Genomic DNA, 13023 nt, shown 5'->3' with positions numbered 1-13023 from the left:
CCGTCCGGGGGCGGTCCATCGCCGCCAGGAACGCCCCCATGACCGACGCCCGCCCGACGCCTTCGCCCCTCGCTCCGCCGCCCTACATCTCGCCGGCCCAGCGCATCGAGGAGCTGAGCGGCGATCCGAACTTCATGACCTCGCTGGCCCGCGGCCTGGCGGTGATCAACGCCTTCCAGGAGCGCAAGCGCCACCTGACCATCGCCCAGATCAGCCACCGCACCGGCATCCCGCGCGCCGCCGTGCGCCGCTGCCTGCACACCCTGATGAAGCTCGGCTACGCCACCACCGACGGGCGCACCTACTCGCTGCTGCCCAAGGTGCTGACCCTTGGCCACGCCTACCTGTCGTCCACGCCGCTGGCGGTGTCGGCGCAGCCGTTCCTCGACCGCATCAGCGAGCAGCTCCACGAGGCCTGCAACCTGGCCACCCTGGAAGGGGAGGAAGTGCTCTACATCGCCCGTTCCGCCATCCCGCAGCGGCTCATTTCGGTGGATCTGAGCGTCGGCAGCCGCCTGCCGGCCTACTGCACCTCGATGGGCCGCATCATGCTCGCCGCCCTCGACGACGCCAGCCTGCAGGACTACCTGGCCCACGCCGAGCTGCTGCCCAAGACCAGCCGCACCCTGCACACCCCCGAGGCGCTGTGGGAGTGCCTGCAGCAGGTGCGCACGCAGGGCTGGTGCATCGTCGACCAGGAGCTGGAGCAGGGTCTGCGCTCGGTGGCCGTGCCGGTGCGCGACGCCGCCGGCCACGTGCTGGCGGCGATGAACGTCAGCACCCACGCCGGCCGGGTCAGCCGCCAGGAGCTGGAGAGCCGCTACCTGCCGGCGCTGCTCGCCGCCAGCCGCGAACTGAGCCTGCAATTGTTCCACTGAGGCCTGTTCGCCGCACGTTGCTGGCAAATGGCCTGCAAGGCGCGGCGCAGAGCGGCGGCTGACCATTTTTGCGGAGCCGTTTGGCAAGCGGGATATGGAAAATGTGTGCGTTTATCGCACGCAGCCGTGTCCGGCCTTGGTCGAATCCCCTATTCTGGAAAGGGTAAATATCCTAGTCACCCACTCGGCTTTGCCGCGCACGGTCGTCCTCCATTGCCAGGAGGGTGCGCGCAGCGGGGAGGGGACACTTGATCGGTAGCCAGTTGCCGCAGAGCAACGGTTGTGGATCAATGGGGAAAACGGACGGTGGATGCCTTGCGTGCGCTCCACCGCCAGTGCCGAAAACAATTACAAGAGCACCCAGAGTCATGGACTGTCGTCTGCTGAACGAGAAGAGTCTTATCTTCGCGAACGCCGATCCCTACGCGGTATCGGAGTACGTCAACCAGCACGTCGGCTCCCACTGCATCCGCCTGCCGAAGACCGGCACCCCGGCGGCCAGCCTCAGCCATCGCACCTTCGCCAGCCTCGATCTGTGCCGCATCAGCTACGGCGGCTCCGTGCGGGTCACCTCGCCGGCGCTGGAAACCCTCTACCACCTGCAGATCCTGCTCAGGGGCCATTGCCTGTGGCGCGGCCACGGCGAGGAGCACCACTTCACCCCCGGCGAGCTGCTGCTGATCAACCCGGACGACCCGGTCGACCTGACCTACTCGGACGACTGCGAGAAGTTCATCGTCAAGCTGCCGGCGGCGTTCCTCGACAAGGCCTGCAGCGACAATCAATGGCGCCGGCCCGGCGAGGGCATCCGCTTCACTCCGCGTCACCAGTTGAACGAGCTGGAGGGCTTCACCGGCCTGCTCGGCCTGGTCTGCGACGAGGCGGAAAGCGCGCACGCGATCCCGCAGATCCAGGAGCAGTACGCGCGGATCATCGCCAGCAAGCTGCTCGCCCTGCTCAAGAACAACATCAGCTTCGACCCGCTCTCCGGCAACCCGTCGTTCGAGCGCATCGCCCAGTTCATCGAGGAAAACCTCAAGCAGGACATCAGCCTCGAGCAACTGGCCCAGCTGGCGCGCATGAGCCCGCGCTCGCTGTACGCGCTGTTCGAGAAGAGCACCGGCACCACGCCGAAGAACTACATCCGCCAGCGCAAGCTGGAATCCATCCGCCAGCGCCTGAGCGACCCGCACACCACGGTGCGCAACGTCACCGAGATCGCCCTCGACTACGGCTTCCTGCACCTCGGCCGCTTCTCGGAAACCTACAAGAACGCCTTCGGCGAACTGCCCTCCGATACCCTGCGCCGGCGCGGCTGATCCGCGCCCCTCACGGCCGCCATCCCGCGCGGCCGCCCGTTCCCGCCCGCCCTTGACCTGCCCGCGCGTCCGCCACGCGCGGGCTGCATTCGTCTGTCCATGCGTTTTTGTCCCGTTGCAAAAAACGGATAAAGCTCGCGCGCAAAGTGGATATTGCCGCCGCCGCCCGAGCCTTAGCCTTCATCTCACTGCAACGAACAATAACAACGGAGGCCAAGGCGATGACCCTGGAATTCGAATACCTCGAAAGCCTGCTGGAAGAAGACAAGGAAAAGGGCGTCTACCGCTGCAAGCGGGAAATGTTCACCGATCCGCGTCTGTTCGACCTGGAGATGAAACACATCTTCGAGGGCAACTGGATCTACCTGGCGCACGAAAGCCAGATCCCCAACAAGAACGACTACTACACCACCTACATGGGGCGCCAGCCGATCTTCATCGCGCGCAACAAGGATGGTGAGTTGAATGCGTTCATCAACGCCTGCAGCCACCGCGGCGCCACCCTGTGCCGCTTCAAGAGCGGCAACAAGGCCACCTACACCTGCCCGTTCCACGGCTGGACCTTCAACAACTCGGGCAAGCTGCTCAAGGTCAAGGACCCGGCCGAAGCCGGCTATCCGGACAGCTTCAACTGCGACGGCTCCCACGACCTGAAGAAGGTCGCCCGCTTCGAGTCCTACCGCGGCTTCCTGTTCGGCAGCCTGAACGCCGACGTGGCCCCGCTGGAAGAATTCCTCGGCGAGTCGAAGAAGATCATCGACATGGTCTGCGACCAGTCGGCCGAAGGCCTGGAAGTGCTGCGCGGTTCCTCCACCTACGTGTACGAGGGCAACTGGAAGCTGCAGGCCGAGAACGGCGCCGACGGCTACCACGTGACCGCCGTGCACTGGAACTACGCCGCCACCCAGCAGCAGCGCAAGCTCAAGGAGGCCGGCGACGACATCCGCGCCATGAGCGCCGGCGGCTGGGGCAAGAAGGGCGGTGGTTTCTACTCCTTCGAGAACGGCCACCTGCTGCTGTGGACCCGCTGGGACAACCCGGAAGACCGCCCGCTGTTCGCCCAGCGCGAGCGCCTGGTCAGCGAGTTCGGCGAAGCCCGCGCCGACTGGATGATCGGCCATTCGCGCAACCTGTGCCTGTACCCGAACCTGTACCTGATGGACCAGTTCGGCTCGCAGCTGCGCATCGCCCGTCCGCTGTCGGTCGACAAGACCGAAGTGACCATCTACTGCATCGCGCCCAAGGGCGAGAACGCCGAAGCGCGTGCCCGCCGCATCCGCCAGTACGAAGACTTCTTCAACGTCTCCGGCATGGCCACCCCGGACGACCTGGAAGAGTTCCGCGCCTGCCAGGAAGGCTTCCAGGGCCGTGCCATGCCGTGGAACGACATGTCGCGCGGTGCCAAGCACTGGGTCGACGGCGCCGACGAGGCCGCCAGGGAAATCGACCTGCAACCGCAGCTCAGCGGCGTGCGCACCGAGGACGAGGGCCTGTTCGTGCTGCAGCACAACTACTGGCAGCAGGAAATGATCAAGGCGCTGAAGAAGGAAAAGGACCAGCTGATCCACGTGGAGGGCGCGTAAATGAGCATGACCTACGAGCAGGTTCGCGACTTCCTCTACCGCGAAGCGCGCTTCCTGGACGAGAAGCAGTGGGACGAGTGGCTGGAGCTGTACGCCCCGGACGCCAGCTTCTGGATGCCGGCCTGGGATGACCAGGACGAGCTGACCCAGGACCCGCAGCGCGAAATCTCGCTGATCTGGTACGGCAACCGCAGCGGCCTGGAAGACCGCGTGTTCCGCATCAAGACCGAGCGTTCGAGTGCCACCATCCCGGATACCCGCACCTCGCACAACATCAGCAACCTGGAGATCGTCGAGCAGGGCGAGGGCTTCGTGAAGGTGCGCTTCAACTGGCACACCATGAGCTTCCGCTACAAGACCGTCGACCACTTCTACGGCACCAGCTTCTACACCCTCGACACCCGCGGCTCCAACCCGGTGATCAAGGAGAAGAAGGTGGTCCTGAAGAACGACTACGTCCGCCAGGTCATCGACGTTTACCACATCTAAATGATCCGGCCGGGGCGCCGTTGGCGCCCCAGGCTGGACCGGAAGGGCGCCGCCGGCGCCACTTCCTCCCTGCGTGCGCGTGTGGCCCGGGCCATGCGCTGATAATTGCTCCAAGCGAGGTGCAGCATGTCGCACAAGATCGCACTGAATTTCGAAGACGGGGTCACCCGCTTCATCGACGCCAAGGTCGGCGAGACCGTGGCCGATGCCGCCTACCGCCAGGGCGTCAACATTCCGCTGGACTGCCGCGACGGCGCCTGCGGCGCCTGCAAGTGCTTCGCCGAAGCCGGCAGCTACGACATGGGCGACAACTTCATCGAGGACGCGCTGAGCGACGACGAGTTGCAGCAGGGCTATGTGCTGACCTGCCAGATGCGCGCCCAGAGCGATTGCGTGGTGCGCGTGCCGGCGTCCTCCGCCGTGTGCAAGACCCAGCAGGCCAGCTTCAAGGCCGAGATCCGCGAAGTGCGCGCGCTGTCGGCCAGCAGCATCGGCCTTACCATCGCCGGCGCCGAGCTGGAAAGCCTGGCCTTCCTGCCGGGCCAGTACGTCAACCTGCAGGTGCCGGGCACCGGCGAGACCCGTGCCTACTCGTTCAGCTCGCTGCAGAGCGGCGGCGCGGTCAGCTTCCTGATCCGCAACGTGCCGGGCGGCCTGATGAGCAGCTTCCTCGGCAACCAGGCCAAGGCCGGCGACGCCATGACCCTGACCGGCCCGCTGGGCAGCTTCTACCTGCGCGACATCAAGCGCCCGCTGCTGCTGCTCGCCGGCGGCACCGGTCTGGCGCCGTTCCTCGCCATGCTCGAGAAGATCGCCGCCGAGGGCAGCGCCCATCCGGTGCACCTGATCTACGGCGTGACCAACGACTTCGACCTGGTCGAGATGGACAAGCTCGCAGCCTTCGCCGCGCGCATCCCCAACTTCACCTTCGCCGCCTGCGTGGCCAACCCCGAGAGCGCCTATCCGAACAAGGGCTACGTCACCCAGCACATCGCCCCCGGCCAGCTCAACGACGGCGACGTCGACATCTACCTGTGCGGCCCGCCGCCGATGGTCGAGGCGGTCAGCCAGGACCTGCGCCAGCGCGGCATCCAGCCCGCCAACTTCTACTACGAGAAGTTCGCCGCCAGCGCCTGACTTCCGGCTCCCGGCTGCGGGTCCCCGATTACAGCTTGAGAGGCCTTGGGCCTGCTAACCACAGGCCCTTTTTTAAGGATTCATCGCCATGAACAAGCGTTTCCAAGACAAGGTCGCGGTGATCACCGGCGCGGCCCAGGGCATTGGCCGCGGCGTCGCCCTGCGCATGGCCGCCGAGGGTGGCCGCCTGGTTCTGGTCGACCGCTCCGAACTGGTCCACGAACTGCAGGGCGAACTGGCCGGCGTCGAGGTGCTGACCCTCACCGCCGACCTCGAGCAGAGCGCCGACTGCGCGCGGGTCATGACCGCCGCCGTGGAACGCTTCGGCCGCCTCGACATCCTGGTCAACAACGTCGGCGGCACCATCTGGGCCAAGCCCTTCGAACACTACAAGGAGAGCGAGATCGAGGCCGAGGTGCGTCGCTCGCTGTTCCCCACCCTGTGGTGCTGCCACGCCGCGCTGCCGTACATGCTCGCGCAGGGCGCCGGCGCCATCGTCAACGTTTCCTCCATCGCCACCCGCGGCGTCAACCGTGTGCCCTACGGCGCGGCCAAGGGCGGCGTCAACGCGCTGACCGCGTGCCTGGCGCTGGAAACTGCCGAGCGCGGCATCCGCGTCAACGCCACCGCGCCGGGCGGCACCGAAGCCCCGCCGCGGCGCATCCCGCGTAACAGTGCCGAGCAGAGCGCGCAGGAGAAGGTCTGGTACCAGCAGATCGTCGACCAGACCATCCAGTCGAGCCTGATGAAGCGCTACGGGACCATCGACGAACAGGTCGGCGCGATCCTGTTCCTCGCCTCGGACGAGGCCTCCTACATCACCGGCGTGACCCTGCCGGTAGGCGGCGGCGACCTGGGCTGACACCCGCATCCGCGGGGGCCGGCCCACCGGCCCCCGCGGACCACCAGCAATGCGTACGAATCTTCACAACAACAACAAAAGAGAAACGCCATGCGAAAAATCGACGTCCACCACATCATCGACGACGCGCGCTTCACGAACTTCCACTGGATGGTAATGAGCCTGTGCGCGCTGCTGCTGATCTTCGACGGCTACGACCTGTTCATCTACGGCGTGGTCCTGCCGGTGCTGATGAAGGAGTGGGGCCTGACCCCGCTGCAGGCCGGCGCCCTCGGTAGCTACGCGCTGTTCGGCATGATGTTCGGCGCCCTGGCCTTCGGCACCCTGGCCGACAAGATCGGCCGCAAGAAGGGCATCGCCATCTGCTTCGTGCTGTTCAGCGGCTCCACCGTGCTCAACGGCTTCGCCAGCGGGCCGACCGAGTTCGGCATCCTGCGCTTCGTCGCCGGCCTGGGCTGCGGCGGGCTGATGCCCAACGCCGTGGCGCTGATGAACGAGTACGCGCCCAAGCGTCTGCGCAGCACCCTGGTCGCCATCATGTTCAGCGGCTACGCGGTGGGCGGCATGCTGTCCGCCGGCATCGGCATCTACATGCTGCCGGCCTTCGGCTGGAAGGCGATGTTCTTCGCCGCCGCCGTGCCGCTGCTGCTGCTGCCGGTGATCATGCTCTACCTGCCCGAGTCGATCGGCTTCCTGGTCCGCCAGGGTCGCAGCGACGAGGCCCGCGCGCTGCTCAAGCGCGTCGACCCGAGCCGCGCCCTGCAGGACGACGCCGTACTGGAAATGGCCGACGTGAAGGGCAAGGGCGTCGCCGCCCTGGAGCTGTTCCGCGAGGGCCGCGCGGTGCGCACCCTGTCGATCTGGGTGGCGTTCTTCTGCTGCCTCTTGATGGTCTACGCGCTGAGCTCCTGGCTGCCGAAGCTGATGGCCAACGCCGGCTACAGCCTGGGCTCCAGCCTGTCGTTCCTGGTCGCGCTCAACTGCGGCTCGGTGGTCGGCGCGATCTTCGGCGGCTGGCTGGGCGATCGCATGAACCTGCCGCGCGTGCTGGTGGCCTTCTTCGTGGTCGCCGCCGTGTCGATCAGCCTGCTCGGCTTCAAGAGCCCGACCCCGGTGCTCTACCTGCTGATCGCCATCGCCGGCGCCACCACCATCGGCACGCAGATCCTGCTGTACGCCTGCGCCGCGCAGTTCTACAGCCTGGCGATCCGCTCCACCGGTCTCGGCTGGGCCTCCGGCGTCGGCCGCAACGGCGCCATCGTCGGCCCGCTGCTCGGCGGTGTGCTGCTGGGCATGGAGCTGCCGCTGCAACTCAACTTCATGGCCTTCGCCATCCCCGGTGCGATTGCCGCCCTCGCCATGACCGTGTTCGCCGTCAGCAGCCAGCGCGCCAGCGCCCCGGCTGTCGCCATGGCGCCGGCCAAGGCCTGAGCGCATCGGCCCGCAACCTTTGGAAATTGATATGAGCCACGCCCTGATCGAACGCATCGAGACGGTCATCGTCGACCTGCCGACCATCCGCCCGCACAAGCTGGCCATGCACACCATGCAGCACCAGACCCTGGTGCTCATCCGCCTGCACTGCAGCGACGGCGTGCAGGGCATCGGCGAGGCGACCACCATCGGCGGGCTCTCCTACGGCAACGAAAGCCCGGAGAGCATCAAGCAGAACATCGACAGCCACCTCGCCCCGGTGCTGGTCGGTCAGGACGCGGCCAACATCAACGCCGCCATGCTGCGCCTGGACAGGATCGCCAAGGGCAACACCTTCGCCAAGTCCGGTATCGAGAGCGCGCTGCTCGACGCCCAGGGCAAGCGCCTGGGCCTGCCGGTCAGCGAGCTGCTGGGCGGCCGGGTGCGCGACAGCCTGGAAGTGGCCTGGACCCTGGCCAGCGGCGACACCGCCAAGGACATCGCCGAGGCCGAGCGCATGCTCGATCTGCGTCGCCACCGCATCTTCAAGCTGAAGATCGGCGCCAATGCGCTGGAGCAGGACCTCAGGCACGTGGTGGCGATCAAGCAGGCGCTCGGCGAGCGCGCCAGCGTGCGCGTCGACGTCAACCAGGGCTGGGACGAGTCGCAGGCGATCCGCGGCTGCCGGGTACTCGGCGACAACGGCATCGATCTGATCGAGCAGCCGATCGCGCGCATCAACCGCGGCGGCCAGGTGCGCCTCAACCAGCGCAGTCCGGCGCCGATCATGGCCGACGAGTCGATCGAGAGCGTCGAGGACGCCTTCAGCCTGGCCGCCGACGGCGCTGCCAGCGTGTTCGCCCTGAAGATCGCCAAGAACGGCGGCCCGCGCGCCGTGCTGCGCACCGCGCAGATCGCCGAGGCGGCCGGCATCGCCCTGTACGGCGGCACCATGCTGGAAGGCTCGGTCGGCACCCTGGCCTCCGCGCACGCCTTCGTCACCCTCAACAAGCTCACCTGGGCCACCGAGCTGTTCGGCCCGCTGCTGCTCACCGAAGAAATCGTCACCGAGGCGCCGGTGTACCGCGACTTCCACCTGGAAGTGCCGCGTACCCCGGGCCTGGGCCTGACCCTGGACGAAGAACGCGTCAAGCGCTTCGCCCGCCAGTGATACCGAGGAGGAAGTTCCGATGCTGTTCCACGTGAAGATGACGGTGAAGCTGCCGGTCGACATGGACCCGAACCAGGCCGCCCGTCTCAAGGCTGACGAGAAGGAGCTGGCCCAGCGCCTGCAGCGCGAGGGCAAGTGGCGCCACCTGTGGCGGATCGCCGGGCATTACGCCAACTACAGCGTGTTCGACGTGGCCAGCGTCGAGGAGCTGCACGACACCCTGATGCAGCTGCCGCTGTTCCCCTACATGGACATCGAGGTCGACGGCCTGTGCCGCCATCCCTCGTCCATCCACGCCGACGATCGCTGATCGCCAGCCGCTTCATTCGATAACAACAATCCCGATCCGAGGTTGACCACCATGACCGTGAAAGTCTCCCAAACCGCCGAAGTCCAGCAGTTCTTCCAGGAAGTCAGCGGCTTCAACAACGACCAGGGCAGCCCGCGCCTGAAGCAGCTGATGCTGCGCATCGTCAACGACGTGGCGAAGATCGTCGAAGACCTGGAAGTGACCCAGGACGAGTTCTGGCTGGCGGTGGACTACCTCAACCGCCTGGGCGGCCGCCACGAGTTCGGCCTGCTGATCGCGGGCCTGGGTCTCGAGCACTTCCTCGACCTGCTGCAGGACGCCAAGGACGAGCAGGTCGGCCTGACCGGCGGCACCCCGCGCACCATCGAAGGCCCGCTGTACGTGGCCGGCGCACCGATCTGCCAGGGCGAGACCCGCATGGACGACGGCAGCGAGCTGGACGTCGCCACCGTGATGTTCCTGCAGGGCCGCGTGCTGGACGCCGACGGCAAGCCGGTGGCCGGCGCCACCGTCGACCTGTGGCACGCCAACACCAAGGGCAACTACTCGTACTTCGACAAGAGCCAGTCCGAGTACAACCTGCGCCGCCGCATCGTCACCGACGCCGAAGGCCGCTACCGCGCGCGCAGCATCGTGCCGTCCGGCTACGGCTGCGACCCCAAGGGCCCGACCCAGGAGTGCCTGGACCTGCTCGGCCGCCACGGCCAGCGCCCGGCGCACATCCACTTCTTCATCTCCGCGCCGGGTTATCGCCTGCTGACCACCCAGATCAACCTGGCCGGCGAGAAGTACCTGTGGGACGACTTCGCCTACGCCACCCGCGATGGCCTGGTCGGCGACATCCGCTTCGTCGAGGACGCCGCCGCCGCCCGCGACCGTGGCGTGGAAGGCAACCGCTTCGCCGAGCTGGACTTCGACTTCCAGCTGCAGAACGCCGTGAGCCCCGAGGCCGAGCTGCGCAGCCTGCGTCCGCGCGCCCTGCAGGTGCAAGGCGCCTAAGCGGGCAGGGCGGGCTTGCCGGGAGGGCAGGCCCGCCGCCGCGTCACCGCCGGATCGCGCACGACCGCCCCCGTGCGCGCCCCGGCGGCGAGGCGGCGAGCTGTAACCGCGCGGGCGGTCGGCGCCCCGCGGTCACCCACAACAAGAGCGTCCCTCGACGGGCGCCATCGATACCTTGCGAGGCACCATGAAAGACCTGTTCAGGGACCTCTCGCTGTCGGCCATCGTCGCCGGCTGCATCGCCACCATCATTTCCTTCGCCGGCCCGCTGGTGATCATCTTCCAGGCCGCGGAAAGCGCGGATCTGCCCCGCGAGATGCTGTCCTCCTGGGTGTGGGCCATCGCCATCGGCAGCGGCGTGCTCGGCATCCTGCTCAGCCTGCGCTACCGGGTTCCGGTGGTGATCGCCTGGTCGATTCCCGGCTCCGCGCTGCTGGTTTCCCAGCTCCCTGAGATCGGCCTGAACCAGGCGGTCGGCGCCTATCTGGTGGCCAGCCTGATCCTCCTGCTGATCGGCTTGAGCGGTGCCTTCGACCGCATCATCGCCCGCCTGCCGGGCTCCATCGCCGCCGGCATGCAGGCCGGCATCCTGTTTTCCTTCGGCGCCGCGCTGTTCCGCTCGCTGCCGGCCAAGCCGCTGCTGGTGCTGGCGATGTTCGCCACCTACGTGGTCTTCCGCCGCCTGCTGCCGCGCTACGCGGTGATGATGGTGCTGCTGGTCGGCACCGCGCTGACCGTCGCCGGCGGCGACTTCCGCGCCGATGCGCTGGTGCTCGGCCTCGCCACCCCGCAGTGGATCGTCCCCGAATTCAGCCTTGCCGCGACCCTCAACCTGGCCCTGCCGCTGGTGCTGGTGGCGCTCACCGGTCAGTTCATGCCGGGCATGGCGGTGCTGCGCACCGCCGGCTACCAGACCCCGGCCAGCCCCATCGTCAGCGCCAGCGCGGTGGGCAGCGCGCTGCTCGCGCCCTTCGGTTGCCACGGCCTCAACCTCGCCGCGGTCACCGCCACCCTGTGCACCGGCCGCGAGGCGCACGAGGAGCCGGACCGCCGCTACGTCGCCGCGCTGTCCGGCAGCGTGCTGTACCTCGTGCTCGGCGTCGGCGGCGCCACCCTGGTGTCGCTGTTCGCCGCCTTCCCGGCCGAGCTGGTCGCCGCGCTGGCCGGGCTCGCCCTGTTCGGCGCGATCAGCGAGGCGCTGGCGCGCAGCGCGGCGCAACCGAGCGAGCGCGACGCCGGGCTGTTCACCTTCCTGGTCACCGCCTCGGGGGTGTCCTTCCTCGGCCTGTCGGCAGCCTTCTGGGGGTTGCTGTTCGGCCTGGCCTGCCACTGGGCGATGAGCGCCCGCAGGTCGGCGACCGCCCCGGCGGCGCAACCGGCGTCGCGCTGACGCCACCGTTATTGCCGTTCTGCCGGGCCTGGTCCGGGCAGGGCGGCGGTAAGCCACACCCTGCCTGCGTGCCCGCCGGAGTAGCGAGGCGGCGAGGGTGCTCTCAGCAACGATAAGAACAAGAGAACGACATGAACCAGTATCCGAAAACCCAACGCCTGGCCCTCGCCACCGCCATCACCCTGGCCATTCCGCTGACCACCCTGGCCGGCGAGGGGGGCTTCTTCGAGGACTCCACCGCCACCCTGACGGCGCGCAACTACTACTTCAGCCGCGACTTCTCCGACATCGTCGGCTCGCCCGCCGCGCAGCGCAAATCCAAGGCCGAGGAGTGGGCGCAGGGCTTCATCCTCAACTTCAAGTCCGGCTACACCCCGGGGCCGGTCGGCTTCGGCGTCGACGCCATAGGCCTGCTCGGCATCAAGCTCGACTCCAGCCCGGACCGCAGCGGCACCGGCCTGCTGCCGGTGCAGCAGGATGGCGAGGCCGCCGACGAGTACAGCCGCCTGGGCGCCGCCGCCAAGGTGCGGGTGTCGAAGACCGAGCTGAAGGTCGGCGAACTGCAGCCCAACCTGCCGGTGCTGACCTTCTCCGACATCCGCCTGCTGCCGCCGAGCTACCAGGGCGCGAGCATCGTTTCCCAGGAAATCGCCGGGCTGACCCTGCAGGGCGGCCAACTGCGCTCCAGCCACCTGCGCAACGAAGCGGGCGACGGCGAGATGTCGGCCATGCTCGGCCACGTGCCGCAGCTCGCGGTCAGCTCGGATCGCTTCAACTACGCCGGCGCCGACTACGCGTTCAACCAGAACCGCACCACGGTCAGCGCCTGGTACGGCCAGCTGGAGGACATCTACGACCAGCGCTTCTTCGGCCTCAAGCACAGCCAGCCGCTGGGCGCCTGGACCCTGGGCGCCAACCTCGGCTACTACGACTCCGCCGAGGACGGCAAGCAGCTGCTCGGCGACATCGACAACCAGGCGTTTTTCTCCCTGCTGTCGGTCAAGCGCGGCGGCCACACCGTCTACGTCGGCTACCAGGGCATCTACGGCGACGACGCCTTCCCGCGCGTGTTCGCCAACGTCTCGCCGCTGGGCAACGAGGTGCCGACCTACGAGTTCGCCTACGCCGACGAGCGCTCCTGGCAGCTGCGCTACGACTACGACTTCGCCTCCCTCGGCGTACCGGGCCTGACCGCCACCGTGCGCTACATCGAGGGCGACAACGTCGACACCGGCCGCGGCTTCGAGGGCGAGGAGTTCGAGCGCGATCTGGACCTCGCCTACGTGGTGCAGAGCGGCCCGCTGAAGAACTTCGGCGTGCGCGTGCGCAACGTCACCGCGCGTTCCAACTACCGCACCGACATCGACGAGAACCGCCTGATCCTGACCTACACCGTCACGCTGTTCTGAGTCGTCTGTGCGCCGCTGGCGTGGCCGTGGCGGACGAATTCATTCGCCCGGTTCGGCCGCGTC

General features: G+C 67.6%; 12 protein-coding genes. All 12 read left to right on the top strand.

Annotated features, from left to right (window positions below; translation table 11 throughout):
* The first annotated feature begins 38 nt into the window (after nt 1-38).
* The 12 genes from LMJ29_RS08805 to LMJ29_RS08750 all read left to right on the top strand — a co-directional run bounded on the left by LMJ29_RS08805 (nt 39) and on the right by LMJ29_RS08750 (nt 12960).
* Nucleotides 39-878: an IclR family transcriptional regulator gene (locus LMJ29_RS08805; RefSeq protein ID WP_229605149.1), complete on the top strand. Its 840-nt coding sequence runs from the start codon at nt 39-41 to the stop codon at nt 876-878.
* Nucleotides 879-1246: 368 nt separating this feature from the next.
* Nucleotides 1247-2197, top strand: coding sequence for an AraC family transcriptional regulator (locus LMJ29_RS08800; protein WP_229605148.1), 951 nt, complete (start codon nt 1247-1249; stop codon nt 2195-2197).
* Nucleotides 2198-2418: 221 nt separating this feature from the next.
* On the top strand, nt 2419-3780 hold the full coding sequence (benA, locus tag LMJ29_RS08795; RefSeq protein ID WP_229605147.1) for a benzoate 1,2-dioxygenase large subunit: 1362 nt from the start codon (nt 2419-2421) through the stop codon (nt 3778-3780).
* Nucleotides 3781-4269, top strand: a complete 489-nt coding sequence (benB, locus tag LMJ29_RS08790; protein WP_229605146.1) for a benzoate 1,2-dioxygenase small subunit — start codon at nt 3781-3783, stop codon at nt 4267-4269.
* A 126-nt stretch (nt 4270-4395) separates the two neighbouring features.
* Nucleotides 4396-5406 carry a benzoate 1,2-dioxygenase electron transfer component BenC gene (gene benC, locus LMJ29_RS08785; RefSeq protein ID WP_229605145.1) on the top strand — a complete coding sequence of 337 codons (1011 nt, stop codon included), beginning with the start codon at nt 4396-4398 and terminating at the stop codon, nt 5404-5406.
* A gap of 88 nt (nt 5407-5494) precedes the next feature.
* Entirely contained in the window at nt 5495-6268 is a 774-nt protein-coding gene (locus LMJ29_RS08780; protein ID WP_229605144.1) for a 1,6-dihydroxycyclohexa-2,4-diene-1-carboxylate dehydrogenase, read from the top strand.
* Between the two features lie 90 nt (nt 6269-6358).
* Nucleotides 6359-7699 (top strand): MFS transporter, encoded by a 1341-nt coding sequence (locus LMJ29_RS08775; RefSeq protein ID WP_229605143.1) that lies wholly within the window; start codon nt 6359-6361, stop codon nt 7697-7699.
* A gap of 31 nt (nt 7700-7730) precedes the next feature.
* A complete protein-coding gene (locus tag LMJ29_RS08770) occupies nt 7731-8852 on the top strand; it encodes a muconate cycloisomerase family protein (protein WP_229605142.1) in 1122 nt (373 codons plus the stop codon).
* A gap of 19 nt (nt 8853-8871) precedes the next feature.
* Entirely contained in the window at nt 8872-9162 is a 291-nt protein-coding gene (gene catC / locus LMJ29_RS08765) for a muconolactone Delta-isomerase (RefSeq protein WP_229605141.1), read from the top strand.
* A 51-nt stretch (nt 9163-9213) separates the two neighbouring features.
* Entirely contained in the window at nt 9214-10161 is a 948-nt protein-coding gene (gene catA, locus LMJ29_RS08760; protein WP_229605140.1) for a catechol 1,2-dioxygenase, read from the top strand.
* A 187-nt stretch (nt 10162-10348) separates the two neighbouring features.
* A complete protein-coding gene (locus tag LMJ29_RS08755) occupies nt 10349-11551 on the top strand; it encodes a benzoate/H(+) symporter BenE family transporter (protein WP_229605139.1) in 1203 nt (400 codons plus the stop codon).
* Nucleotides 11552-11682: 131 nt separating this feature from the next.
* Nucleotides 11683-12960 (top strand): OprD family porin, encoded by a 1278-nt coding sequence (locus tag LMJ29_RS08750; protein ID WP_229605138.1) that lies wholly within the window; start codon nt 11683-11685, stop codon nt 12958-12960.
* Nucleotides 12961-13023: the final 63 nt, after the last annotated feature.

This window comes from Pseudomonas oryzagri, from assembly GCF_020831405.1.
Classification (GTDB): domain Bacteria; phylum Pseudomonadota; class Gammaproteobacteria; order Pseudomonadales; family Pseudomonadaceae; genus Geopseudomonas; species Geopseudomonas oryzagri.
The sequence above is the reverse complement of the archived record's forward strand: the minus strand, read 5'-3'. Positions and strand labels throughout refer to the sequence as shown.

Bases quoted from the DNA above. Each gene is read 5' to 3' on its own strand.
- catA (WP_229605140.1), top strand. From the start codon at position 9,214: ATGACCGTGAAAGTCTCCCAAACCGCCGAAGTCCAGCAGTTCTTCCAG.
- benC (WP_229605145.1), top strand. From the start codon at position 4,396: ATGTCGCACAAGATCGCACTGAATTTCGAAGACGGGGTCACCCGCTTC.
- LMJ29_RS08770 (WP_229605142.1), top strand. From the start codon at position 7,731: ATGAGCCACGCCCTGATCGAACGCATCGAGACGGTCATCGTCGACCTG.
- benB (WP_229605146.1), top strand. From the start codon at position 3,781: ATGAGCATGACCTACGAGCAGGTTCGCGACTTCCTCTACCGCGAAGCG.
- catC (WP_229605141.1), top strand. From the start codon at position 8,872: ATGCTGTTCCACGTGAAGATGACGGTGAAGCTGCCGGTCGACATGGAC.
- LMJ29_RS08755 (WP_229605139.1), top strand. From the start codon at position 10,349: ATGAAAGACCTGTTCAGGGACCTCTCGCTGTCGGCCATCGTCGCCGGC.
- benA (WP_229605147.1), top strand. From the start codon at position 2,419: ATGACCCTGGAATTCGAATACCTCGAAAGCCTGCTGGAAGAAGACAAG.
- LMJ29_RS08775 (WP_229605143.1), top strand. From the start codon at position 6,359: ATGCGAAAAATCGACGTCCACCACATCATCGACGACGCGCGCTTCACG.
- LMJ29_RS08805 (WP_229605149.1), top strand. From the start codon at position 39: ATGACCGACGCCCGCCCGACGCCTTCGCCCCTCGCTCCGCCGCCCTAC.
- LMJ29_RS08750 (WP_229605138.1), top strand. From the start codon at position 11,683: ATGAACCAGTATCCGAAAACCCAACGCCTGGCCCTCGCCACCGCCATC.
- LMJ29_RS08800 (WP_229605148.1), top strand. From the start codon at position 1,247: ATGGACTGTCGTCTGCTGAACGAGAAGAGTCTTATCTTCGCGAACGCC.
- LMJ29_RS08780 (WP_229605144.1), top strand. From the start codon at position 5,495: ATGAACAAGCGTTTCCAAGACAAGGTCGCGGTGATCACCGGCGCGGCC.